The organism is Plantibacter sp. CFBP 8804, from assembly GCF_014841225.1.
Classification (GTDB): Bacteria; Actinomycetota; Actinomycetes; order Actinomycetales; family Microbacteriaceae; genus Plantibacter; species Plantibacter auratus.
Genome location: NZ_JACYTU010000001.1, coordinates 61,003 through 84,385 on the forward strand (window position 1 = coordinate 61,003; position 23,383 = coordinate 84,385).

Annotated in this window: 23 protein-coding genes; 10 read left to right on the plus strand and 13 right to left on the minus strand. The window is 69.1% G+C overall.

The window, feature by feature from the left end; all coding sequences use genetic code 11:
- Position 1: 1 nt before the first annotated feature.
- From IFU11_RS00295 to IFU11_RS00325, 7 genes are all read right to left on the minus strand, one after another.
- Entirely contained in the window at positions 2–1,504 is a 1,503-nt protein-coding gene (locus IFU11_RS00295) for an MFS transporter (protein WP_371742671.1), read from the minus strand.
- Positions 1,505–1,618: 114 nt separating this feature from the next.
- Complete coding sequence (locus IFU11_RS00300; RefSeq protein WP_192017893.1) at positions 1,619–2,401, minus strand: ABC transporter ATP-binding protein; 783 nt, start codon at positions 2,399–2,401, stop codon at positions 1,619–1,621.
- Positions 2,398–3,219, minus strand: coding sequence for an ATP-binding cassette domain-containing protein (locus IFU11_RS00305; protein WP_137241602.1), 822 nt, complete (start codon positions 3,217–3,219; stop codon positions 2,398–2,400). The genes IFU11_RS00300 and IFU11_RS00305 overlap by 4 nt, the downstream gene beginning before the upstream one ends.
- The gene (locus tag IFU11_RS00310; RefSeq protein ID WP_137241603.1) at positions 3,216–4,082 is read right to left on the minus strand and encodes an ABC transporter permease; all 867 of its coding nucleotides are present in this window, start codon (positions 4,080–4,082) and stop codon (positions 3,216–3,218) included. The genes IFU11_RS00305 and IFU11_RS00310 overlap by 4 nt, the downstream gene beginning before the upstream one ends.
- Positions 4,079–5,047, minus strand: a complete 969-nt coding sequence (locus tag IFU11_RS00315) for an ABC transporter permease (RefSeq protein ID WP_192017894.1) — start codon at positions 5,045–5,047, stop codon at positions 4,079–4,081. The genes IFU11_RS00310 and IFU11_RS00315 overlap by 4 nt, the downstream gene beginning before the upstream one ends.
- Before the next feature lie 62 nt (positions 5,048–5,109).
- Entirely contained in the window at positions 5,110–6,603 is a 1,494-nt protein-coding gene (locus tag IFU11_RS00320; protein WP_192017895.1) for an ABC transporter substrate-binding protein, read from the minus strand.
- Between the two features lie 57 nt (positions 6,604–6,660).
- Complete coding sequence (locus IFU11_RS00325) at positions 6,661–7,425, minus strand: DUF1684 domain-containing protein (RefSeq protein WP_192017896.1); 765 nt, start codon at positions 7,423–7,425, stop codon at positions 6,661–6,663.
- Positions 7,426–7,575: 150 nt separating this feature from the next.
- Here IFU11_RS00325 and IFU11_RS00330 point away from each other — a divergent pair, with 150 nt between their 5' ends.
- Positions 7,576–8,040: a GNAT family N-acetyltransferase gene (locus IFU11_RS00330; RefSeq protein WP_085510980.1), complete on the plus strand. Its 465-nt coding sequence runs from the start codon at positions 7,576–7,578 to the stop codon at positions 8,038–8,040.
- Here IFU11_RS00330 and IFU11_RS00335 read toward each other — a convergent pair.
- The 3 genes from IFU11_RS00335 to IFU11_RS00345 form a co-directional block, all read right to left on the minus strand.
- Positions 8,037–8,783, minus strand: coding sequence for a GTP pyrophosphokinase (locus tag IFU11_RS00335; protein WP_082916274.1), 747 nt, complete (start codon positions 8,781–8,783; stop codon positions 8,037–8,039). The two genes, IFU11_RS00330 and IFU11_RS00335, sit on opposite strands and share 4 nt — an antisense overlap.
- Before the next feature lie 111 nt (positions 8,784–8,894).
- Entirely contained in the window at positions 8,895–9,350 is a 456-nt protein-coding gene (locus tag IFU11_RS00340; RefSeq protein WP_192017897.1) for a VanZ family protein, read from the minus strand.
- Positions 9,351–9,447: 97 nt separating this feature from the next.
- Entirely contained in the window at positions 9,448–9,819 is a 372-nt protein-coding gene (locus tag IFU11_RS00345) for an RNA-binding S4 domain-containing protein (RefSeq protein WP_137241606.1), read from the minus strand.
- A gap of 38 nt (positions 9,820–9,857) precedes the next feature.
- Between IFU11_RS00345 and IFU11_RS00350 the strand changes: the two genes are divergently transcribed.
- The 4 genes from IFU11_RS00350 to IFU11_RS00365 all read left to right on the plus strand — a co-directional run bounded on the left by IFU11_RS00350 (position 9,858) and on the right by IFU11_RS00365 (position 12,525).
- Entirely contained in the window at positions 9,858–10,556 is a 699-nt protein-coding gene (locus IFU11_RS00350) for a CDP-alcohol phosphatidyltransferase family protein (protein ID WP_192017898.1), read from the plus strand.
- A 100-nt stretch (positions 10,557–10,656) separates the two neighbouring features.
- Positions 10,657–11,070, plus strand: a complete 414-nt coding sequence (locus tag IFU11_RS00355; RefSeq protein WP_162530320.1) for an FHA domain-containing protein — start codon at positions 10,657–10,659, stop codon at positions 11,068–11,070.
- Positions 11,070–11,774 carry a transcriptional regulator FtsR gene (gene ftsR / locus IFU11_RS00360; RefSeq protein ID WP_137241608.1) on the plus strand — a complete coding sequence of 235 codons (705 nt, stop codon included), beginning with the start codon at positions 11,070–11,072 and terminating at the stop codon, positions 11,772–11,774. Before IFU11_RS00355 ends, ftsR begins: the two co-directional genes overlap by 1 nt.
- A 202-nt stretch (positions 11,775–11,976) precedes the next feature.
- A complete protein-coding gene (locus IFU11_RS00365) occupies positions 11,977–12,525 on the plus strand; it encodes a MerR family transcriptional regulator (RefSeq protein ID WP_064297014.1) in 549 nt (182 codons plus the stop codon).
- 261 nt (positions 12,526–12,786) lie between these two features.
- On the opposite strand, the gene IFU11_RS00370 is transcribed toward IFU11_RS00365, so the two are convergent.
- Positions 12,787–13,653 carry a ParA family protein gene (locus tag IFU11_RS00370; RefSeq protein ID WP_192018333.1) on the minus strand — a complete coding sequence of 289 codons (867 nt, stop codon included), beginning with the start codon at positions 13,651–13,653 and terminating at the stop codon, positions 12,787–12,789.
- 73 nt (positions 13,654–13,726) lie between these two features.
- Between IFU11_RS00370 and IFU11_RS00375 the strand changes: the two genes are divergently transcribed.
- On the plus strand, positions 13,727–17,134 hold the full coding sequence (locus IFU11_RS00375; protein WP_192017899.1) for a pyruvate carboxylase: 3,408 nt from the start codon (positions 13,727–13,729) through the stop codon (positions 17,132–17,134).
- A gap of 89 nt (positions 17,135–17,223) precedes the next feature.
- On the plus strand, positions 17,224–17,715 hold the full coding sequence (locus tag IFU11_RS00380) for a peptide deformylase (protein WP_064297012.1): 492 nt from the start codon (positions 17,224–17,226) through the stop codon (positions 17,713–17,715).
- Positions 17,716–17,769: 54 nt separating this feature from the next.
- Here IFU11_RS00380 and IFU11_RS00385 read toward each other — a convergent pair whose 3' ends face one another.
- Positions 17,770–19,599, minus strand: coding sequence for an AMP-dependent synthetase/ligase (locus tag IFU11_RS00385; RefSeq protein WP_192017900.1), 1,830 nt, complete (start codon positions 19,597–19,599; stop codon positions 17,770–17,772).
- 187 nt (positions 19,600–19,786) lie between these two features.
- Between IFU11_RS00385 and IFU11_RS00390 the strand changes: the two genes are divergently transcribed.
- The 3 genes from IFU11_RS00390 (at position 19,787) to IFU11_RS00400 (ending at position 22,916) form a co-directional block, all read left to right on the plus strand.
- Positions 19,787–20,740, plus strand: a complete 954-nt coding sequence (locus IFU11_RS00390) for an ROK family glucokinase (RefSeq protein WP_064297010.1) — start codon at positions 19,787–19,789, stop codon at positions 20,738–20,740.
- A gap of 26 nt (positions 20,741–20,766) precedes the next feature.
- On the plus strand, positions 20,767–21,450 hold the full coding sequence (locus IFU11_RS00395; protein ID WP_064297009.1) for a lysophospholipid acyltransferase family protein: 684 nt from the start codon (positions 20,767–20,769) through the stop codon (positions 21,448–21,450).
- Positions 21,451–21,569: 119 nt separating this feature from the next.
- Positions 21,570–22,916, plus strand: a complete 1,347-nt coding sequence (locus IFU11_RS00400; protein ID WP_056005400.1) for a class II 3-deoxy-7-phosphoheptulonate synthase — start codon at positions 21,570–21,572, stop codon at positions 22,914–22,916.
- Between the two features lie 60 nt (positions 22,917–22,976).
- Here the strand turns inward: IFU11_RS00400 and IFU11_RS00405 are convergent, their stop codons facing one another.
- Entirely contained in the window at positions 22,977–23,378 is a 402-nt protein-coding gene (locus IFU11_RS00405) for a VOC family protein (RefSeq protein ID WP_137241612.1), read from the minus strand.
- Positions 23,379–23,383 lie beyond the last annotated feature (5 nt).

A 23,383-nucleotide genomic window follows, 5' to 3' on the forward strand; every position in this document is an offset into this window, starting at 1 on the left:
GTCAGCCCTCGTGGAGGCTGGAGCGGGTGTCCTTGGCGAGGTGCCGCGGCAGCAGGATCGTGCAGACGAGTCCGACGACGGCTGCTGCAGCGCAGATCGCGAAGCTCAGGCGGAAGGCGTCCGCACTGGGTGTCGTGACAGCGCCGTCGGTGACGACCTGTGAGGCCAGGATGGCGCCGATCACCGCACTCGCGATCGTGGAACCGAGCGTCCGCATGACGGAGTTGAGTCCGTTGGAGGCCGCCGTCTCGCTGGGTGGGACGGCACCCATGATGAGCGTCGGCATGGCGGCGTAGGCGAACCCCACCCCGAAGCCGACCGCGGTGGCTGTGAGCACGGTGTGCCAGACCTCGGTCATGAGTCCGATCGCGATCGCGTAGCCGACCGCGATGATCGCGATGCCGATGAGCAGGCTCAACCGGGCGCCCTTGGCCGCGGTCAGTCGAGCGGCGACCGGCGACATCGCCCACATGATGAGACCGCTGGGCATGAGGCAGAGGCTCGCGATGAGCATGTTCTGCCCGAGACCGACTCCGGTGCCGACCGGCGCCTCGAGGATGCCCGGGAGGACGACCGTGCTGCCGAAGAAGGCGAAGCCGACCGTGATGGATGCGAGGTTCGTGAAGAGCACCGTCCGTCTGGCGGCGATCCGCAGGTCGACGAGCGGACTGGCGGACCGTATCTCGAACCATCCCCAGAGCAGGAGCACGACGACGCCGCCGATCAAGCAGCTGAGGGTCCGGACGCTCGTCCAACCCCACTCGTTGCCCTTCGAGACGGCGAGGAGGATGGGGACGAGGCCGGCGGCGAGACCGATCGCGCCGATCCAGTCGAAACCGCCTTCGCTCCGGAGGGTGCTCACCGGGACGAAACGCGCGACGAGGACGAAGCCGATGAGGCCGAGGGCACCCGCGACCCAGAACAGCACATGCCAGTCCAAGTACTGCGAGATCACCGCGGAGATCGGCAGACCGACGGCACCACCGATGCCGAGCGTGGCACTCACGAGCGCGACCGCGGGCCCGAGGCGCTTCGCGTGGAGCACGTCGCGCAGGATGCTGATGCCGAGCGGGATCACGCCCATCGCCATCCCCTGGAGGGCCCTGGCGACGATGAGCGGGACGATCGTGGACGAGAAGGCGGCGAGCACCGAACCGGCCATCATGATCCCGAGCAGGACGAGCACCATCCGTCGTTTGCCGTAGAGGTCGCCGAGCCGACCGGCGATCGGGGTCGCGACCGCGGCCGACAGGAGCGTCGCCGTCACGACCCACATGCTGTCGGAGGCGTGTACGCCGAGGATCGTCGGGAGCGACGGCACGAGTGGGGTGACGAGCGTCATCATGAACGCCGCGACGAGACCGGTGAAGGCGAGGCTCGTGACGACCGCGCGCTCCGGAAGCGGCTTGCGGAGAGCCGCCCGCTCCTCGTCGCTGAGCCAGGGACGCTCGGCCCCAGGCTGGTCCTCGTCGTGGTCGTCGGGCTGCGCTGAATCCTGCGTCACGGGTCCTGTTCCTGTGGAGAGTCGATGCGGCCGAGGCCACTCGGAGTCGAACACCGTCCGTCGGTGCGGTATTCCCGGCTCGGCCGGGCCGATGTCGTCGGCCTCGTCGTCGACTCAGCGCGGGAGGCGGGGGATCGCCGCGATGAGCTGCTTCGTGTAGGCCTCGGCGGGATCATGGAGGACCTGCGCGGTGGCGCCGGCCTCGACGACCTGCCCGTGTCGGAGCACCATCGTGCGTTCACACAGCGCTGCCACCGTGCCGAGGTCGTGCGAGACCATGACGAGCGCCAGACCGTTCGAGGCCCGCAGCTCGGCGAGGAGCTCGATGATCTGGATCCGGGTGCTCATGTCGAGGGCACTGACGGGCTCGTCGGCGAGGAGGAGCCGGGGGTTCGGGACGATCGCGCGGGCGATGGCGATCCGCTGCCGCTGGCCGCCCGAGAACTCGTGCGGGAACCGCGACGCCGCGTCGGCGGGCAGTCCCACCGCCTCGAGCGCCTCGGACGCGCGGACGGTCGCCTGCTCGGTGGTCGCCAAACGGAGGGATCGCAACGGTTCGGCCACGATGCGCCCGATGCGCTGCCGCGGATCCAGCGAGGAGTACGGATCCTGGAAGACGGCCTGCACCGATGCGCGGAACCGACGGACCAGCGTCCGGTCGCGGGGGTCCAGAGCGCCACCGTCGAACCGGACCGAGCCCGTGGTCGGCCGGTCGAGGCCGAGCAGCAGCCGGAGGAGAGTGCTCTTGCCGGCGCCGGACTGACCGACGATCCCGACGGCCTCTCCTGCGCCGACGGCCAGCGACACGTCGTCCAGGGCCTCCTGACCGCCGCGGTATCGGAAACCGACCGCGTCCAGCTCGAGGATCGGCGTCGCCGTGATCGGTGCATCGGTCATCGTGGGTCCTCCAGCGCGTCGTCGAGCGCGCGTGCGCTGGCGACCAGACGACGGGTGTCCTCGTGCTTCGGTGCCGTCAGCACCTGCGCCACCGGGCCGCGCTCGACGGCGCGACCCTCGCTCAGCACGACCACCTCGTCGACCATGGCCGACACGACGGCGAGGTCGTGACTGATGAACAGGAGCGCCATGCCGCGTTCCCGGACGAGACGGTCGATGAGCGCGAGCACCTCCGCCTGGACGGTCACGTCGAGGGCCGTCGTCGGCTCGTCCGCGATGAGGAGCTGCGGGCGACCGGCGAGCGCGATGGCGATCGCGATGCGCTGCCGCTGCCCGCCGGACAGCTCATGGGGGTAGGAGGCGGCGATGCGCGCGGTGTCGGTGAGGGACACCTCGACGAGGGCCGCTTCGACGGCCTCCTTGAGCCGTTCGCCCCGGAGTCCCAGATGGCGACGCAGGGGCTCGGCGAGCTGGGCGCCGACCCGCATGAGCGGGTCGAGTGCGGTCAGCGGCTCCTGGAAGACGAGTCCGGCCACCCGACCGCGGAGCGGCCGCAGCGCGCGGTCCGGGGCACCGATCACCTGGGTGCCGGCCAGTTCGACGCTGCCGCTCGCGCTCAGCTGGTCGCCGAGCAGCCCGATCACCGCGAGGGAGGTCAAGGACTTCCCAGACCCGGAACCGCCGATGAGGCCGAGGCGACCCCCGGCGGCGATGGTCAGGTCCAGCCCGTCGAGGAGCGGCCGGTCAGCGCCGTCGGGAGCACCGCGCCGGATGCCCCGGGTGATGGTCAGGCCGGAGATGTCGAGGAGATCGCTCATGCGCCGCGCCTCCTCGTCGGATCGCCGAGGTCCCGCAGGCCGTCCGCGATGAAGTTCACGCCCACCACGAGCATCACCACGGCGACACCCGGAGCGATCGCACCGATCGGTGCCGTCGTGACGGTGGCTTGGGCCTCCTGCAGCAGGCGTCCCCAGGAGGCGTTCGGCGGTGGCGCGCCGAGGCCGAGGTACGACAGGCTCGCTTCGGCGAGGACGGCGATGCCGAACTGCAGCGCGAGGTTCACGCTCAGGGTGGGCCAGATGTTCGGGAGCACGTGCTGGCCGATGACACCGGCCCAGCTCGTCCCGGCGGTCCTGGCTGCCACCACGTACTGCTCGCTGAGGACCCGCTTCGTGAGGATGCGGGTCAGGCGGGCCACGATGGCCGACATGGCGAGTCCGATCGCGATGATCGCGGTGCCGAGTGACGCGCCCTGTGCGGCCACGATGAGCATGGCGAGCAGGAGCACCGGGAAGGCGATCACGACGTCGAGCGCGGCGGAGATCGTGTCGTCCAGCCAGGCCGACGCGAAGGCCGCGGCGAGTCCCACGGCGATGCCGATGACCGCCCCGACCGCGACGGCCCCGGCGCCGGTCGCGAGCGCGATGCGCGCGCCGATCATGAGCTGGGTCATGAGGTCGCGACCGAGCTTGTCCGTACCGAGCCAGTGGGTGCCGCTCGGCCCCTCGAGGCGACCGCCGGAGGTGTCCGTGGGGGCGAAGGGCAACCACACGAGCGAGACGGCCGCCAGGACGGCGATGACGCCGACGAGGACGAGTCCGACGGTCAGCGTCGCGGACCGGGCGCGGCGCCGCACGGGGCGCCGGTCGGCGAGCGCGGTCTGGGCGTCGACGGCGCTCATCGGAGCCCGTTCCCCGAGATCGAGGTGCGCAGACGCGGATCGATGAGCCGCTGCGCGATGTCGGCGACGAAGCCCGTCAGGAGGACGACGAGGGTCGAGACGAGGAGGATGCCCTGGATGTTCGGGTAGTCGTGCTGCTGGATCGCCGTCAGGAGCATCGACCCGAGGCCGGGCAGGCTGAAGACGCTCTCGACCACGACGGCTCCGAGGAAGGTGGTGGCGAGCTCGATGCCGAGGATCGCCACGACGGGCACCGCGGCGTTCCGGGCGCCGTGTCGGAGCAGGGCCTCGCCGAAGCCGGCTCCCTGCGCCCGTGCGGAGCGCAGATAGTCGCTCCCGACCACGTCGAGCGTGGTGGAGCGGACGTATCGGGTGATCGACGCACTCATGACGATGGCGATGGTGATGACCGGGAGGGCGAGGCTCGTGAGCGCCGCGGCAGGATCGGCCCAGTCGTCGCGCGGGAAGCCACCGGACGGGAACAGGCGGAGCGTCACCGCGAACACGCTGACGAGCAGGATGCCGACCCAGAACACCGGAACGGCGATCCCGAGCTGCGAGAGGCCGGACAACGCGATGCCGTACCAGCGGTCGGCCCGGAGGGCGGACACGACACCGGCCACGAGGGCGAGCACCACGGCGAGGAGGAACGCGAGGAGCGTCAGCGGCACGGTGACCTGGAGGCGCGACGCGATCTCGGGCCCGACCGGGAGCGAGCTCACGAACGAGGAACCGAGGTCGAGGGTGAGGACGCCGCCGAACCAGGCGGCGAACTGCTCGCCGAGCGGCCGGTCGGCTCCCACCTGCTCGCGCGCCGCGTCGATCTGCTCCTGCGTGGCGTTCACCGAGAGCAGGGCGTTCGACGGGTCGCCCGGCAGCAGCCGGAGCAGCACGAACAGCACGGTCATGGCGACGAGGAACGACACCACGAGGAACGCGGATCGGCGCAGCAGGTAAGCGAGCATGGTGGACCTCAGCGTAGCGAGGCCCGGTCCGACCGGGCGGTGCCGGTCGGCCCGGGCGACGACTACTTGCGGACGATGTCCGCCACGAAGAACTGCGAGTTCAGGCCGTTGACGCCGTACCCCGAGACGTCGCTCGCGGCGACGACGATCTGCGGGTAGAGGTAGAGCCACACGCTCGCCGCGTCCTCGGCGATCTGCTCGTTGACGAGCTTCAGCTTCGCCGTCTGCTCCTCGGTGGTCGTCGCCTGCTCGGCCTCCGACACCCACTGGGTCACCTCGGGGTTGTCGTAGCCCCAGTAGAAGTCCGGGTTGCCGTACCAGACGACGTCGCGGTCGTTCACGTGCTCCTGGAGGGTCGCCTGGAAGTCGCGTTCCTTGAACACCTTCGAGTACCACTCGTCCGCGCTGATCGTGTTGATCTCGACCGTGATGCCGACCTTCGCGAGTTCACTCTGGAGGAACTCGGCGACGGCCGGGTGCGGGTCGTAGCTCGGGGTGTCGAGGGTGAAGGTGAAGCCGTCGGCGAAGCCCGCTTCGGCGAGCTGCTGCTTGGCGAGCTCGGGGTCGTACGGATTCACCTGCGTGAGGTCCTCATACCAGGGGTCCGTCGGCGGCACCATCGATCCGATGAGCGTGCCGTAGTCGCCCCAGATGGACGAGAGCAGCTTCTTGGTGTCGATCGCGGAGTACACGGCCTTGCGGACGAGCGCCTGGTCGAACGGGGCGACCCGGTCGTTGAAGGCGAGCAGCTCCTTCGTCGTGGAGTCGCCGTCGGAGACGACGTAGTCCGCGTTGTCGGTGAACTGGCTCAGCTGGTCGGGGCTCTGCACGCTCGTGATGATGTCGATCTGCTTCGTGACGAGCGCATTGCTGAGCGCGGTCGCGTCGGTGAAGTAGGTGAAGACCACCTCCGCGTTCTTGGCGGGCTCACCCCAGTAGTCGTCCCAGCGCTCGAGGCTCAGGGTGCTGCCGCGCTTCCAGTCGCCGAGCGTGTACGGACCCGTGCCGTCCTCGGTGGTCTTGAGGTCCTTCGCCGCGTCGTTGACGATCCAGACGTAGCTCAGGTTGTAGATGAAGGAGATGGAGCGCTCGGAGAGGGTGATCACGACCGTCTTGTCGTCGGGGGTCGCGATGTCGGAGATCACCGCGAAGCTGCTCTTCCGCGCCGACTGCGAGTCCTCGGCGGTCACGGCTTCGATGCTCGACTTCACGTCCGCCGAGGTGAGCGGGTCGCCGGAGTGGAAGGTGACGCGGTCCTTGAGGGTGAACGTGTACGTCAGGCCGTCGTCGCTCACCGTGCTGTCGGCGGCGAGCACCGGCTCGACCTCGCCGTCGTCCGTGAGGCGGTACAGGCCCTCGTACACGTTGCCGGTGAAGGCCTCCGTGACGCCCTGGCCGCCGCCGCCGGTGTTGCTGAGGTTCTGCGGCTCGTAGAGCGAGCCGATGGCGATGGTCGCGTCGTCGCCCGTCGCCGAACTGCCACCACCACCGGCGCAGCCGGCGAGGGCGACGGCGGCGGCGACGGACAGGGCGACGAGCCCGATGGTTCTCTTCACGGATACTCCTGTGGTGTGGGTGTGATGATGCTGGTGCAGGCTGTGGGGTGCTGGGGGTCAGACGGCGTAGAGGTCGAAGCCCTCGCGGAGCCGGACGATCCGTTCCCCGGCGAGGACGTCTCCGGTGAACCGGTTCTGCGGCGGCGGCATCGGACAGTTGTACTGCACGGAGAAGCCGCAGGGCGGTACGAACGCGCGGTTGAAGTCGAGGACGACCTCGCCCGCCGTACCGAAGCCGCCGTCGTGGGTCCGCTGCACGAACAGGAACCGACCGGCGCCGTAGGTGCCCGACTCGTCGTCGCGGCCGTTCGTCGCGTCGCCGAACACGAGGAGGAGCGTGCCGCCGTCGTCGAAGGCGCTCATCGTGTACTCGACGCCGTCCCGCGTGAACACGATGTCGCCGGGGACGACGAGCTCCCGTGATCCGCCGTTGTCGCGGATGTGCTCGAAGGGCACGGTCCGCGAGCCGTCGACCGGCGTGAACCGCGCCGTCTGGACCCAGGCGGGGTCGTACGGGAACACCTCGATGCCGTCGAACGCGCGGATGGCGGGTGCGTTCGCGTCCCATCGGCGGATGCCGACCTCGTCCTGGCCGGTGTCGAGGTGGGTGCGGCGGAGCGTCGTCACCGTGACGCCGCTCGGCTGCTCGGCGGCGATGCCCGCTGCGGCCTCGTCGACGGTGGCCGGCGTCTCCTCCGGGAGCCACCGTGTCTCGACGAGGGCGAGGTTGCCGAGCGGCGCGGTCACGGCGGCTCGACGCTCGTCGCGCCAGGCATCGTGCTCGGCGATCGCGTTCGGCTGCGGGGCGGTGTGGATCGGCATGTCTCGATTCTCCGGATGACGACGGGCGGGTCCCAATCGTGTGTCCTTCGGAGTCCAGCTCGTTTCGGGCGGGAACTATTCCCGAGCCCGGCGACGACCCTGCGCGGGACGGCGAGCGACGGGGTCGCGACGTTCTGGGAGGATGTCCTCATGAACGCCACGCTCGTCCGCATGCCCGCCGATCGACTGCGGGGGTGGATGCTCGCCGCGAACGCGCAGTACCGCCTCGAACGCATCGAGGCGGGGGAGACCGAGGCAGAGGCGACGGCGAAGGCGGCGCAGTCCCTCGCCGAGACGTTCCCGGCCGGCCGGCTCCAGGTCGGACACCTCGTCTTCGAGGTGGTCCTCGACGAAGCCGCAGTCGGCGTGCTCTGGATCGGACCGCGGAGCACGAGCCACCCGGACGAGTGGTGGATCTGGGACGTGGAGATCGACGAGTCGTTCCGCGGGCGTGGGCTCGGCCGGCAGGCCATGCAGCTCGCCGAGACGGCGGCCAAGGAGCAGGGCGCGAAGACGCTCGGGCTGAACGTCTTCGGGTTCAACCGGATCGCGCGCGGCCTGTACGAATCGCTCGGCTACGAGACGATGGCCGTGCAGATGCGCAAGGCGCTCTAACGCGGGTCCAGCCCGTCGATCAGCTCGGTCATGACCCGGTCGGCGAGTGACGGAGGCTTCGGGTGCCCGTCGGCGGTGGTCCGCGAGGTCGTCGCCCGGTCGAGCGCGAGGACCTCGCCGTGGAGGTGCTCCATCTTCGCGTCGAGCCTCGAGGCCGCCTCGGCTGCGTGCTTGAGCTCGGCGAGCAGGCTGTCCGGCACGGCCTTGTCGTACTTGTAGTAGATCTTGTGTTCGAGGCTCGCCCAGAAGTCCATGGCGATCGTCCGGAACTGGATCTCGACGGGCACCTGCACGACGCCGTCGGACATGAACACCGGAACCTCGACGATCACGTGGAGGCTCTGGTACCCGTTCGGCTTCGGGTTCGCGATGTAGTCCTTGACCTTCACCACGGTGATGTCCTGCTGGCTCGTCAGGAGTTCGAACACCTTGTACGTGTCGGAGATGAAGCTGCAGGTGACGCGGATACCGGCGATGTCCGTGATGTGTTCGCGGATGTCGTCGATGTCCTGCCCGTACTGCTTTCGTTCGATCTTGCCGATGATGCTCTCCGGCGACTTCAACCGCGAGCTGATGTGCTCGATCGGGTTGTAGTCGTGGATCTGCGTGAACTCCTCCTTGAGGATGTTGAGCTTCGTGGTGATCTCGTCGATGCCGAACTTGTACAGCATCATGAACCGCGTGAACTCGTCCTTGAGGCGCTTCAGCTCCTCGAGGTTGTCCGACGACGTTGGTCCGGTCATGGGCGTGCGCTCCAGCTCTATCTCCGACGGGCCGACGGCCCGCTCGCACTCTACTGAAGCGGCCTTGGAACGCCTCTCAGCCTCCTGTGAATCAGGACCGTGCCGGGCCGTTCAGTGCTGCAGGGCCGCGCGGCGACGTGACGAGGCCTGGAGCCGGCGGGCGCGCCCGGCGGTCAGCATCAGGCCGAGGACGACCCCGGCGACGGCACCCGACGTGTTCGCGAGGAGGTCGCGGGGATCGCTCACGCGTCCGGGGATCGCGAGCTGCGCGGCCTCGATGCCGACCGTCAGCGTGGCCGCGACGAGGATGGCGAGCCACCAGCGCCGCCGTCCGAGCAGGAGCAGGAAGAAGACGCCGATCGGGACGAACATGGCGATGTTCGCTCCGAACTCCAGACGCTCGTAGGTGACCCACGCCGTCGACTCCCACCGGGCGAGGATGTCGACGAGTCGGTACACGAGGGACTCGGTCCGGCCGTCGAAGGGCCGTGGGCCGAGGGTGATGGCCGCCACGAGCGCGAGGTACACCACGGTGAGGGTGCTGAGCACGGGATGGCGGCGGAACATCGGCCCAGCATGCCCGAGCCACCTTGGCGGCGCTTGAGTGTTCCCTGGACGGGGACGATGCGTCGCCGATGAGGCCGGGAGGGTCGTCAGCTGCGCGTCAGCGCCCCCGCAACCGCTCGATGTCGCGACGTTCACGCTTCGTCGGTCGACCGGCGCCGCGGTCTCGGACGGCCACGACCTGCCGTTCCGCCGGCGTCGGCAGCGGGGGAGAGCGGTCGATGAGGCACTCCGCCGCGACGTCCGCGCCGACCCGTTTCGCGATGAGGCGTCGGACCTCGACGATCCGGTCGAAGCCCGCCACGCGGAGCCGGACCTCGTCGCCGATCCTGACGGGTTGTGCCGGCTTCGCCCGATCGCCGTTGACCCGGACGTGGCCGGCTCGACAGGCTGTCGCGCCGGCCGAGCGGGTCTTCGTCAGCCGGACCGCCCAGATCCATGCGTCGACGCGTACGCTCGACGGGCTGTCCATCCTCCGATGGTAGAGCAGCCCATCGGTAGACTCGACCCGTGACTGACGGGGCGGGGCGCGGGGCTCGACGGACCGGTGAAGACCGCGTCGTCACCCTCCCCAACGCGCTCAGCGTCTTCCGGATCCTCCTCGTCCCGGTCTTCCTGGTCCTCCTCGTGCAGGGGCAGGACCTCTGGGCCCTCGCGACGCTCGCGTTCTCCGGCGTCACCGACCTGCTCGACGGGTGGATCGCGCGACGGTTCGACCAGATGACGAAGCTCGGTCGACAACTCGATCCGGCCGCCGATCGCCTCTACATCCTCGCGGCGTTGATCGGTCTCGCGGCCCGCGGACTCATCCCGTGGTGGTTGCTCATCGTCGTCTTCGCCCGCGACCTGCTGCTCGTCGGGCTCGCCGTCGTCCTCCACCGGTCGGGTACGGGCGTGCTGCCCGTCATCCGCGTGGGGAAGTGGGGCACGGCACTCCTCTTCATCGGACTCCCGGTCCTCATGCTCGGTCAGGCGTTCCCCGCCGTCGCGATGATCGCGACGCCGCTCGGTTGGGTGTCGGTGATCGCCGGAGCGACGCTCTACTGGTGGGCCGGCATCCTCTACCTGCTGCAGACCGTCCGCATCTCGGGGGATGCCCGTTCGAAGCAGCGGGAACGGGCCGGATCCGGCGGATCACCCTCGACCGGGCGGCTCGACAGTGACGCCACATCGGATACGCTTGACGGAGAGGAGGTCGACGGTGGCTGAGCACGATGAGAAGTATCCCGCGACCGGGGCGTACACGCCGGGAGCCGTCGACGACGGTGCCCCGACGAGCGGCTCGGGCGATCGGGAAGTCGACACGACACTGACCTTCGGTGAAGACCTCGGAGCGGCCCTCGCGGCGATCGACTCCGACGTCACCGCTGAGGAGCACGAGGCGATCGCGGCCCTGCCGTCCGGCTCCGCGCTGTTGATCGTCCGTCGTGGTCCGAACGCCGGTGCGCGGTTCCTCCTCGACGCCGACGTCACCACCGTCGGACGTCACCCCGAGGCCGACATCTTCCTCGACGACGTCACGGTGTCGCGTCGGCACACCGAGTTCCACCGTCACGGGACCGCGTTCGAGATCCGCGACCTCAACTCCCTGAACGGCACGTACTTCGACGGCGTCCGCATCGACAAGGCGATCCTGCGCGACGCCGCCGAGGTGCAGATCGGCAAGTTCCGCCTCACCTTCTACGCGTCGCGGATCGACCTCGCCTCCCAGCTGGGAAGCTAGTGGCGGCAGCCAGCGCGAACGCGCGAAGCGACGGCGCTCCGCTGCTGAGCATCGGGCAGGTCCTCGCACGCCTCACTCCGGAGTTCCCCGAGCTGAGCAATTCGAAGCTCCGGTTCCTCGAGGAGCAGGGGCTGGTGTCCCCGGCGCGGACGAAGTCCGGCTACCGGAAGTTCTCGAGCGAGGACCTCGAACGCCTGCGATTGATCCTGTCCATGCAGCGCGACCACTACTTCCCCCTCAAGGTCATCCGCACCTACCTCGTCGAGGTCGACGCTGGGCGGTCGCCGCTGTTCCCGGGCAGCGGGCAAGCGGCCGGCGCGCCATCGATCCATCCCGGGGTCCGCAGGTTCTCCCGGAACGAACTGATCCGTGAAGCCGGCGCCACCCCGATGCTGTTCAACGACGCCGTGAGCGCGTCGCTCATCCTGCCCGCCGAGAATTACGGCGAGGACGTCGCGTCCCTTCTGCGGATCCTCGTGGAGCTGCAGCGCTCCGGCATCGAACCCCGGCACCTCCGCGGGTTCCGCGCCTCGATCGAGCGCGAGGTCGGGCTCATCGAGAGTGCGTTGAGCGCCGTTGCCAAGCGGAACGACGCCGCCGGCCGGGCACGTACCGCCGACCGGGCGCTGGAGATCGCCGCACAGCTCGAGGGCGTGCGGTCGAACCTCGTCCGCTCGGCACTCGAGCGACACCAATCCTCCTGATCGACCTCCCAGGGCGTAGACTGCCCTCATCCATCACGGCCAGGTCACAGTTCGATCACTCGTCACGACACGCCGCCCGTTTCGAACGGATGTCGCAGCGTTGACCGGGGCGGATCGGTAGCGTGGTGGGAGTGGTCAAGTCGGCTCGACGCCCCCGTCGAGACCGTACCGACCGTGCAGCGAACATCGAGGAGAAGCAGACATGAGTGAACTCAGTCGCGACGGGGCGTCACGGTACGGTGACCTCGGGCTGCTGTTCACCGACGGGCTTCCGGAACTCGAAGAGGGCCAGGGCTACCGCGGAGCGGTCGCCGCCCGTGCAGCCGGAATTAGCTACCGCCAGCTCGACTACTGGGCCCGGACGGGTCTGGTCGAGCCGACCGTGCGCGGTGCATCCGGATCCGGAACGCAGCGTCTCTACGGTTTCCGCGACATCCTCGTCCTGAAGCTCGTCAAGCGCCTGCTCGACACGGGCATCTCCCTGCAGCAGATTCGTACGGCGGTCGACCAGCTCCGCGAAGCGGGCATCGTCGACCTCGCCCAGACCACGCTCATGAGCGACGGTGCGAGTGTCTACCTCTGCACCTCCAATGACGAGGTCATTGACCTCGTCAGCCGCGGACAGGGCGTCTTCGGCATCGCCGTCGGCAAGGTGCTGCGCGAGGTGGAGTCGACGCTCATCGAGTTCGACGCACAGTCGGCCGACCCCATGGACGAGCTCGCAGCACGTCGCTCCGCTCGGAGCGCCTGACCCGAGCCGAAGGCGCCGGTCCCTGAGCCTGTCGAAGGGCCGCTCCCTGAGATTGTCGAAGGGCTCACCGACGCGCGCCACACGTTCCCTCAGCACGGATCCCTGGTTGGTACTTGGTGCTCCTGCCGGTCCTTGGAGCTCCTGCCGGTCCCTGAGCGCGCCTGCCTGTCCCTGAGTGCGCCTGCCGGTCCCTGAGCCTGTCGAAGGGCGACCCGAGCGAGCGCCTGGTCCGTGAGCCGACCGAACGGTCCCGCCGCGACCTCAGCTGTCGGTGGAGGGCGCCTCGACGGCAGCTGGGCTGGCGACCGCAGCCGGCTCCGGGGGAGTGCCGTCGGCGTACTCGCCGACGCGGCCCGTGCGCAACACGCGGTCGAGGAGGGAGTCGAAGTTCTTCGCCATCTCCTGCGCCGTGTCGCCCGGCCACACGTGGACAGGTTTGGCGGCACCCTGAGCCTGCTGGAGGGACGTGCGCTCCAACAGCTGCGGGTTGAGGATGAGGGGACCGAACATGTCGCGCAGTTCCTTGATGCGGAACTGGTGCTCCATCGACTGCGGGCGCACGCGATTTACGATGATGCCGAGCGGCTGCAGCCGGGGGCTCAGCCCACGACGGATCTCCTCGACGGCGCGGAGGGCGCGGTCGGCTGCGGAGACCGAGAACAGACCCGGCTCCGTGACGACGGCGACGCGGTCGCTCGCCGCCCAGGCGGTGCGGGTGAGCGCGTTGAGCGAGGGGGCGCTGTCGATCAGGACGAGGTCGTACTCCTCCTCGACGTGCGCGAGCGCCTCTTCCAGGCGCCAGATGTCGCGGATGCTGGGGTGCGGGCCGTCGAAGTTGATCGCAGACGGGCTGCCGATCATGACGTCCATCTTGCCCGGGTGGATCTTCGTCCAGCCGCTCGCCACGATCGCCTGCTCGACGATCTTCTTCTTCGGCGAGGTCAGCACATCCGTCACCGTGAGGTGCCCTGCGACGTCGACGGCCATGCCGGTCGAGACGTCGGATTGGGGGTCGAGATCCACGACCAGCGTGCGGATGTCCTTCGAGAACGCGGCGGAAGCCAGGCCAAGGGTGACGGTGGTCTTGCCGACGCCCCCCTTCAGGGAGCTAACGCTGAGTACATGCACAAGGCTCAACGTTACCGTGACTAGGCTAGGGAATCTCAACGTTTGCTGAGTTGGCTGTTGTGGGAAGGGTTCCATGTTCAGGAAGATTCTTGTCGCCAATCGCGGAGAGATCGCCATCCGGGCGTTCCGTGCCGCGTACGAGCTGGGGGCGAAGACGGTTGCGGTGTTCCCCTATGAGGACCGCAACTCGATGCATCGGCTGAAGGCCGATGAGGCTTACCAGATCGGCACGGAGGGTCATCCGGTGCGCGCCTACCTCGACGTCTCGGAGATCATCCGCGTCGCGAAGGAGTCGGGCGCCGACGCGATCTACCCCGGGTACGGCTTCCTTTCCGAGAATCCGGAACTGGCCGAAGCCGCTCGAGCAGCCGGCATCACCTTCATCGGTCCGCCGTCCTCCGTCCTGGAGATGGCCGGCAACAAGGTGACCGCGAAGGAGCACGCCATCGCGGCCGGGGTCCCGGTCCTGAAGTCCACGCCGGCCAGCCGCGACATCGAGGAGCTCCTCGCGGGAGCCGCCGACATCGGGTTCCCGATCTTCGCGAAGGCGGTCGCCGGTGGTGGTGGTCGTGGCATGCGCCGCGTCGACAACGCCGAGGACCTCCGCGGCGCCCTCGAGGCCGCCATGCGCGAGGCGGACAGCGCCTTCGGCGACCCGACCATGTTCCTCGAGCAGGCCGTCGTCCGCCCCCGGCACATCGAGGTCCAGATCCTGGCGAGCGCCGACGGCGAGACCATCCACCTCTTCGAGCGCGATTGCTCCGTGCAGCGCCGGCACCAGAAGGTCGTCGAGATCGCGCCGGCCCCGAACCTCGACGAGGGCACCCGTCAGGCGATGTACCGCGACGCCATCGCGTTCGCCAAGTCGATCGGCTACGTCAACGCCGGGACGGTCGAGTTCCTCCTCGACACCGCGGGGGAGCGGGCCGGTCAGCACGTGTTCATCGAGATGAACCCGCGCATCCAGGTCGAGCACACCGTGACCGAGGAGGTCACCGACGTCGACCTCGTCCAGTCGCAGATGCGCATCGCCGCCGGCGAGTCGCTCGGCGACCTCGGCCTCACGCAGGAGTCCCTGCACCTCCGTGGCTTCGCCCTCCAGTGCCGCATCACCACCGAGGACCCCACGGCGGGCTTCCGTCCCGACACCGGGAAGATCACGACCTACCGCTCTCCGGGCGGCGGCGGCATCCGACTCGACGGCGGTACGGTCGCCTCCGGCGCACAGATCAGCCCCCACTTCGACTCGATGCTCGCGAAGCTCACCTGCCGCGGCCGCACCTTCGAGGCGGCCGTCACGCGCGCCAAGCGTGCCCTCGCCGAGTTCCGCATCCGCGGCGTCTCCACGAACATCCCCTTCCTGCAGGCGGTCCTCGAGGACGCCTCGTTCGTGGCCGGCGACCTCAGCACCTCCTTCATCGACGAGCGTCCGCAGCTCCTGCGCGGGCACGTCTCGAAGGACCGCGGGACGAAGATCGTCAACTGGCTCGCCGACGTCACGGTCAACCAGCCCAACGGGTCGCGTCCGTCCGGCGCGGACCCGGTCGACAAGCTGCCCGCGATCGACATCACGACCGACGCCCCGGCCGGCTCGCGTCAGCGACTGCTCGAGCTCGGCCCGAAGGGCTTCGCTGACGCCCTCCGCGCTCAGACCGCCCTCGCCGTGACCGAGACCACCTTCCGCGACGCCCACCAGTCGCTCCTGGCCACGCGCGTCCGGACGAAGGACCTCCTCGCGGTCGCACCGTTCGTCTCCCGGCTCACCCCCGAACTGCTGTCCGTCGAGGCCTGGGGTGGCGCGACGTACGACGTGGCCCTCCGCTTCCTCGGTGAGGAGCCGTGGGAGCGACTGGCCTCGCTGCGTCAGGCGATGCCGAACATCGCGATCCAGATGCTGCTGCGCGGCCGGAACACCGTCGGCTACACGCCCTATCCCACGGAGGTGACGAACGCCTTCGTGCGGGAGGCCGCCGACACCGGGATCGACATCTTCCGGATCTTCGACGCCCTCAACGACGTGTCGCAGATGCGCCCGGCCATCGACGCGGTCCTGGAGACGGGGACGACCGTCGCGGAGGTCGCCGTCTGCTACACCGGTGACCTGCTGAACCCGGCCGAGGACCTCTACACCCTCGACTACTACCTCCGTCTCGCCGAGAAGATCGTCGAGTCCGGTGCCCACGTGCTCGCCATCAAGGACATGGCGGGGCTCCTCCGTCCGTCCGCGGCGGCCAAGCTCGTCGCGGCGTTCCGCGAGCGGTTCGACCTGCCGGTCCACGTGCACACGCACGACACCCCCGGTGGACAGCTGGCGACCCTCCTCGCGGCGAGCAACGCGGGCGCCGACGCCGTCGACGTCGCGAGCGCGCCGATGGCCGGCACGACGAGTCAGCCGTCCGCGTCCTCGCTGGTCGCCGCGCTGGCCCACACCGAGCGCGACACCGGCATCTCCCTGCAAGGGATCGCCGACCTCGAGCCCTACTGGGAGGCCGTCCGCGCGATGTACCGGCCGTTCGAGTCAGGACTCGCGGGCCCGACCGGTCGCGTGTACACGCACGAGATCCCGGGCGGTCAGCTGTCGAACCTCCGCCAGCAGGCGATCGCCCTGGGGCTCGCGGACCACTTCGAGCTCATCGAGGACATGTACGCGGCCTCCAACAAGATCCTCGGTCGGGTGCCCAAGGTGACCCCGTCGAGCAAGGTCGTCGGCGACCTCGCGCTCCACCTCGCCGCCGTCAAGGCGGATCCGGCCGACTTCGAGGCCAACCCCGACAAGTACGACGTCCCGGACTCCGTCGTGGGGTTCATGGCGGGCGAACTCGGGGAGCTCCCGGGCGGATGGCCTGAGCCGTTCCGCTCGAAGGTCCTCGCCGGTCGTTCCGTCGACATCGGGATCACGCCGATCTCCGCTGAAGACCAGGCCTCGCTCGACGGCGAGTCCGCCGAGCGCCGGTCGACCCTCAACCGGCTGTTGTTCCCGGCGCCGACCAAGCAGTTCGAGCAGCAGCGCGACCTGTACGGCGACCTCTCCGTCGTCGACACCGCCGACTACCTGTACGGCCTCGAGCCGGGCATGGAGCACGTCGTCGAGATCGACAAGGGCGTCCGGCTGTTCGTCGGGCTCGAAGCGATCGGCGCGGCCGACGAGAAGGGCATGCGCACCGTCATGGCGACCCTCAACGGGCAGTTGCGTCCGGTGTTCGTCCGCGACCGCAGCATCGAGGTCGACTCCCGCGCTGCAGAGAAGGCCGACACCTCCGTCCCCGGCCAGGTGGCCGCGCCGTTCTCCGGCGTCGTGACCGTGAAGGTCGCCGTCGGCGACCGCGTCGAGGCGGGCCAGCCGGTCGCCTCGATCGAGGCCATGAAGATGGAGGCGGCGATCACGACCGCCGTCGCCGGCGTCGTCGAGCGCCTCGCCATCCCGGCGACCCAGCAGGTCGAGGCGGGCGACCTGCTCGTCGTCGTGAAGCCGAGCGCCTGACCCTCCCGAGACCGGCCGCGTCCCTCCTCGAGGCGACGCGGCCGGTCTCCGCGTCCACCACACCTGTCCCGCCCGGAAGGATCCAACCCGTGACGACACGACCCATCAGACACTTCGGCGACCCGGTCCTGAAGGCTCCGACGGCCGAGGTCGTCACGATCGACGACGACATCCGCAGCCTCGTCCGCGATCTCGTGGACAGCGTGGAGCTCCCCGGTCGTGCCGGCGTCGCCGCGACGCAGATCGGCGTCGGGCTCCGCGTGTTCAGCTACAACGTCGACGGCGTCATCGGGTATCTCATCAACCCGAAGCTCGTCGAGGTGCGCGGTGAACTCGAGGAGATCGGCGAGGGCTGCCTGTCGGTGCCCGGGCTCTGGTTCCCGACGCCGCGCCATCCCTACGCGCGTGCCGTCGGCATCGACCTCGACGGGCAGGAGCTCGTCGTCGAGGGTGAAGGACTCCTCGCCCAAGCCCTGCAGCACGAGACCGACCACCTCGACGGCATGCTCTACCTCGACCGACTGTCGAAGGAGCACCGCCGCGAGGCGATGAAGCAGGTCCGCGAGAGCGACTGGTTCTAGACGCCGGTCGACGGGCCCGGCGGTCGTCGATCGACCGCCGAGCCCGTCGAGGCGCTACTTCAGGGACATCCCCTGGGTCTCGGGCGAACCCGCTCCGAGGTACATGCCCTCGATCGTCTCTGCGAAGTCCTTGAGGATCACGTTCCGCTTGATGCTGAGCTTCGGCGTGAGGTGACCGCTCGCCTCGGTGAGCTCGTCGTCGAGGATGACGAACTTGCGGATCGACTCCGCGCGGGACACCTTGGTGTTGGCCTCGTCGATGGCGCGCTGGACGGCGGCGAGCACTGCGGGGTTCCGAGCAGCCTCGGCGGCGCTCATCGACGCGTCCTGGCCGTTGTTGGCGAGCCATGACGGCAGCATCTCGGTGTCGAGCGTGATGAGGGCGCTGATGAACGGCTTCTGATCGCCGACGACGACGACCTGCCCGACGACCGGGGTCGCGCGGATCGGGTCCTCGAGCGCCGCCGGGGCGACGTTCTTGCCGCCCGCGGTGACGATGATCTCCTTCTTCCGCCCGGTGATCGTGAGGAAGCCGTCGGCGTCGAAGGAGCCGATGTCGCCGGTGCGGAACCAGCCGTCGTCGAAGGCCTCCGCCGTCGCCTCGGGGTTCTGCCAGTACTCCTTGAAGACATTGATCCCGCGCACCTCGACCTCGCCGTCGTCGGCGATGCGGAGGGAGACGCCGGGGAGCGCCGGTCCGACCGTCCCGATCTTCGACTTCTGGGCGAGGTTGACCGTCGCGGGCGCGGTTGTCTCGGTGAGGCCGTAGCCCTCGAGGATCACGATGCCGAGCGCGTGGAAGAAGTGACCGAGTCGCGGACCGAGGGGAGCGCTCCCGGAGACCGCGTACCGCACCCGGCCGCCCATGGCCGTGCGGATCTTCGACAGCACGAGGCGGTCGAGGACCCGGAACTTCACCTTCAGGCCGAACGGCACGGAACCGCTCTCGAGGGCCTTCGAGTAGGCGATCCCGGTCTCGGCGGCTGCACGGAAGATCTTGCCCTTGCCGCCGGCCTCCGCCTTCTGCTCGGAGGAGTTGTAGACCTTCTCGAAGACCCGGGGGACCGCGAGGAGGAACGTCGGCTTGAAGGTGCCGAGCGAGGGGAGCAGCTGCTTCGTGTCGGGCTGGTGGCCCGTCTTCACGCCGGAGTGCACGCACAGCACGGCGATGAAGCGCGCGAAGATGTGCGCCGTCGTGATGAAGAGGAGGGTGGAGGCACCGGGAGCGGACACGACGTCCTTGAGCGCGACGGCCGAGTTCCGTGACAGCTCGACGAAGTTCGAGTGGGTGAGGACGCACCCCTTCGGCCGACCGGTCGAGCCGGAGGTGTAGATGAGGGTCGCCATGTCGGAACCCACCGCCAGGTTGCGGCGGCGTTCGATCTCCTCGTCGGGGACGTCGATGCCGCCGGCCGCGATCTTGTCGAGGTCACCGAGGTCGATCTGCCAGACCCGTGCCACATCGGGGAGGTCACCGTGCACCTCGTCGAAGCGGGCGAACTGGTCGGGTGTCTCGACCAGCACGCTCGTCGCTCCGGAGTCGCTGAGGATCCACTGCACCTGGCTCGGCGAGCTGGTCTCGTAGATCGGGACGAGGAGTGCTCCGGCGAACCAGACGGCGAAGTCGATGAGGGTCCACTCGTACCGGGTCTTGCACATGAGCCCGATCTTGTCGCCGGGTTCGATCCCCGCGGCGACGAGGCCCTTCGCCAGGGCGACGACCTGCGCGTGGAACTCGGCGGTGGTCACGTCCACCCACTCCGACCCGCGGGGAACGGCGAACAGCGCGGCGTCGGGCGCAGCAGCCAGGCGCTTCACGAGCAGATCGGTCGCATTGGCGGATGGGTCTGCTGCGACGACTGCAGGGACGTCGAACTGTTCCACGGCAACTCCTTCGGTACCAGGTCGGCAAGATGTTGCTCCATCCTAGAGCACGTGTCTTTGCGCGGTTTCTGTGGCGCGCACACGCTCAGTAGACTCGACTGCGGCGCGCGGGCGACCGACTCGACTGACGGTCGGTCACACGCCGCTGCCGGTATCGGCGACATCAGGACAGGGAGACGGCACCGTTATGGCAAACGCGATCGGCATCGACATCGGCGGGACGAAGATCGCGGGCGGGGTCGTCGACGACGACGGCCGGATCCTCGCGGCCGGGCGCACGCCGACGCAGGCCTCCGATCCCGACGCCATCATCGACGACGTCGTCGCCATGGTCCGATCCTTGGACGACGGCAGCATCTCGAGCGTGGGCGTCGCAGCGCCGGGGTTCTTCGACGCCACGCGCTCGACCGTCTACTACTCGCCGAACATCGCCTGGCGGAACGAGCCCCTGCAGGCCCGGCTGGCCGCGCGGTTGCCCGACAAGGTCGTGACGATCGAGAACGACGCGAACGCCGCGGGTTGGGCCGAGTTCCGGTTCGGTGCGGGGCGCGAGGAACGCAGCATGGTCATGGTGACGATCGGCACGGGTGTCGGCGGAGCGATCGTCCTCGACGACCGGCTCCTCACCGGTGGCTTCGGCAGCGGTGCGGAACTGGGACACATGCGCCTCATCCCGGACGGTCTGCCCTGCGGCTGCGGCGCGCGTGGCTGCGTCGAGCAGTACTGCTCGGGGAACGCGTTGCTCCGACTCGCGAACGAGGCAGCGGACGCCGGTGGCGACGGTGCCGCCCTCGCCCGAGCCCGTGCCGCGGCCGGCGGGCTGCTGAACGGACACCACGTCTCCGCCCTGCTCGAGTCCGGCGATCCCGGCGCCCTCCGGTGCCTCAATGAGCTCGCCGATCTGCTGGGGCAGGCCCTCGCGAGCATGTCGGCCATCCTCGACCCCAACATCTTCGTGATCGGCGGCGGCGTCGCCCAGGCCGGCGACCTCCTCCTGGACCCCGTTCGTGAGGCGTTCCTGACGCACCTCCCGGCGCGCGGGTTCCACCCGGAGCCGTCCTTCAGCATCGCGCAGCTCGTGAACGACGCCGGTGTCATCGGCGCCGGCGATCTCGCCAGGAGCGCCCTCGTCCTCGGCTGACGACGACGGCAAGACGGAGGAGCACGATGTTCTACTGGTTCATGAAGTACCTGGTCGCCGGACCGATCCTCAAGTCGATCTTCCGGCCGTGGGTGATCGGCGCCGAGAACATCCCGGAGCACGGCGGCGCGATCATCGCCAGCAACCACCTGTCCTTCATCGACTCGGTGATCCTCCCGTTGTGCGTCGATCGGCGGATCTCCTTCCTGGCCAAGAGCGAGTACTTCCGCGGCAAGGGATTCGGTGGCTGGGCCACGAAGACCTTCATGCTCGGCACGGGGCAGCTCCCGATCGACCGGTCGGGCGGCAAGGCCTCCGAGGCCTCGCTCAACACCGGGCTCGCGGTCCTCGGTGGCGGTCACCTGCTGGGGATCTATCCGGAGGGCACCCGCAGTCCCGATGGGACGATGTACCGCGGCCGCACCGGCGTCGCGCGGATGGTGCTCGAGGCCGGGGTCCCCATCGTCCCCGTCGCGATGATCGACACCGAGAAGGTCATGCCCATCGGCACGAAGCTGCCCCGGATCCGCCGGATCGGGATCGTCATCGGCAAGCCGCTCGACTTCTCGCGGTTCGAGGGCATGGAGGGCGACCGCTTCATCCTCCGCAGCGTCACGGACGAGTTGATGGTCGAACTCCGCAAGCTCTCGGGCCAGGACTATCGCGACGTCTACGCCACGAGCGTCAAGGAGCGCGCCGCGTCGGCGTGACGCTAAGCTGAAAAACCGGGCCGCGATCGCGGTCCGTTCCCCCTTCCGGGCGGGCTCCGGAGCGCGTCCGGTCGAAGAGAAACAGGAAATCCGTGTCCCACGCTACAGAACCAGTCGTCATGGCCGAACCCTCGGTGATCGCCGGACTGGACTATTGGCGTGAGCTGCCGATCAAGCAGCAGCCGTCATGGCCGGACCAGGCCGCGGTGGCGCGTGCCTCCGCCGAACTCGCGACGCTCCCTCCGCTGGTCTTCGCCGGCGAGGTCGACATCCTGCGCGACCGGTTGGCTCGGGCGGCGAGCGGCAACGCGTTCCTGCTCCAGGGCGGCGACTGCGCCGAGACCTTCGCCGGTGCGACGGCCGAGCAGATCCGCAACCGCGTGAAGACGGTCCTGCAGATGGCCGTCGTGCTGACCTACGGTGCGTCGATGCCGGTCGTCAAGATGGGCCGGATGGCCGGGCAGTTCGCCAAGCCGCGCTCCAACGACTCCGAGACGCGGGGCGACGTCACCCTGCCCGCGTACCGCGGCGACATCGTCAACGGCTACGACTTCACCCCGGAGTCGCGCACGGCCGACCCCGCTCGGCTCGTCAAGGGGTACCACACCTCCGCATCGACGCTGAACCTCATCCGGGCGTTCACCCAGGGCGGGTTCGCCGACCTCCGTGAGGTCCACAGTTGGAACAAGGGGTTCGCCGCCAACCCGGTGAACCACCGATACGAGGGACTGGCGCGCGACATCGATCGTGCGATCAAGTTCATGGAGGCGGCCGGAGCCGACTTCGACCAGCTGCGCGGTGTCGAGTTCTACTCGAGCCACGAGGCGCTGCTCATGGACTACGAGCGACCGATGACGCGGATCGACTCGCGGACCGGCACACCGTACAACACCTCCGCCCACTTCGTGTGGATCGGGGAGCGGACCCGCGAGCTCGACGGCGCGCACGTCGACTTCCTGTCGCGCGTCCGCAACCCGATCGGCGTGAAGCTCGGCCCCACCACCTCGGCCGACGACATGCTGCGTCTCATCGACAAGCTCGACCCCGAGCGCGAGCCCGGGCGCCTCACGTTCATCACGCGGATGGGTGCGGGCAAGATCAGGGACGCCCTGCCTCCGCTGCTCGAAGCGATCAAGGGTGCCGACGCGACGCCGCTCTGGGTCACCGATCCGATGCACGGCAACGGACTCACGACGCCCACCGGCTACAAGACGCGTCGCTTCGACGACGTCGTGGACGAGGTCAAGGGGTTCTTCGAAGCCCACCGCGCCGCAGGGACGCACCCCGGCGGCATCCACGTCGAGCTCACCGGCGACGACGTCACCGAGTGCCTGGGCGGCTCCGAGCAGATCGACGAGGCCACCCTGGCGACGCGGTACGAGTCGCTGTGCGATCCTCGCCTCAACCACATGCAGTCGCTGGAGCTCGCCTTCCTCGTGGCGGAGGAGCTCGCCGCCGCGAAGTAAGTCTCACACGACGAAGCGCCCATGCCGGGTTCGGCATGGGCGCTTCGTCGTCCGCGACACCTACGCCTGGGAGATCCTGACCAGGTTGCCCGACGGGTCGCGGAACGCGCAGTCGCGCGCGCCCCAGCCCATCTCCTTCGGTTCCTGGAGCACGTCTGCGCCGGACGCGCGGACCCGTTCGAACGTGGCGTCGAGGTCGTCGGCTCGGAAGACGAGCATCGGCAGCACCCCCTTCGTGAGGAGGGCCTGCAGCGCGTCCCCGTCAGCCTGCGAACGACCCGCGTGCGGTTCGGAGACGACGATGTCGAGGCCGGGCTGCGCGTCGCTGCCGAGCGTCACCCACCGGAAGCCGCCGTTGGCGACGTCGTTCCGGACCTCGAGTCCGAGTGCGTCGGCGTAGAAGGCGATGGCCTCGTCCACGTCGTTCACCGTGATGTTGCAGTACTGGAGTGAGATCGTCATGACGA

Bases quoted from the DNA above. Each gene is read 5' to 3' on its own strand.
- IFU11_RS00345 (WP_137241606.1), bottom strand. From the start codon at position 9,819: ATGGACAGCCCGTCGAGCGTACGCGTCGACGCATGGATCTGGGCGGTC.
- IFU11_RS00405 (WP_137241612.1), bottom strand. From the start codon at position 23,378: ATGACGATCTCACTCCAGTACTGCAACATCACGGTGAACGACGTGGAC.
- IFU11_RS00300 (WP_192017893.1), bottom strand. From the start codon at position 2,401: ATGACCGATGCACCGATCACGGCGACGCCGATCCTCGAGCTGGACGCG.
- IFU11_RS00330 (WP_085510980.1), top strand. From the start codon at position 7,576: ATGAACGCCACGCTCGTCCGCATGCCCGCCGATCGACTGCGGGGGTGG.
- IFU11_RS00315 (WP_192017894.1), bottom strand. From the start codon at position 5,047: ATGCTCGCTTACCTGCTGCGCCGATCCGCGTTCCTCGTGGTGTCGTTC.
- IFU11_RS00335 (WP_082916274.1), bottom strand. From the start codon at position 8,783: ATGACCGGACCAACGTCGTCGGACAACCTCGAGGAGCTGAAGCGCCTC.
- IFU11_RS00390 (WP_064297010.1), top strand. From the start codon at position 19,787: ATGGCAAACGCGATCGGCATCGACATCGGCGGGACGAAGATCGCGGGC.
- IFU11_RS00340 (WP_192017897.1), bottom strand. From the start codon at position 9,350: ATGTTCCGCCGCCATCCCGTGCTCAGCACCCTCACCGTGGTGTACCTC.
- IFU11_RS00305 (WP_137241602.1), bottom strand. From the start codon at position 3,219: ATGAGCGATCTCCTCGACATCTCCGGCCTGACCATCACCCGGGGCATC.
- IFU11_RS00395 (WP_064297009.1), top strand. From the start codon at position 20,767: ATGTTCTACTGGTTCATGAAGTACCTGGTCGCCGGACCGATCCTCAAG.
- IFU11_RS00400 (WP_056005400.1), top strand. From the start codon at position 21,570: ATGGCCGAACCCTCGGTGATCGCCGGACTGGACTATTGGCGTGAGCTG.
- IFU11_RS00375 (WP_192017899.1), top strand. From the start codon at position 13,727: ATGTTCAGGAAGATTCTTGTCGCCAATCGCGGAGAGATCGCCATCCGG.
- IFU11_RS00325 (WP_192017896.1), bottom strand. From the start codon at position 7,425: ATGCCGATCCACACCGCCCCGCAGCCGAACGCGATCGCCGAGCACGAT.
- IFU11_RS00365 (WP_064297014.1), top strand. From the start codon at position 11,977: ATGAGTGAACTCAGTCGCGACGGGGCGTCACGGTACGGTGACCTCGGG.
- IFU11_RS00310 (WP_137241603.1), bottom strand. From the start codon at position 4,082: ATGAGCGCCGTCGACGCCCAGACCGCGCTCGCCGACCGGCGCCCCGTG.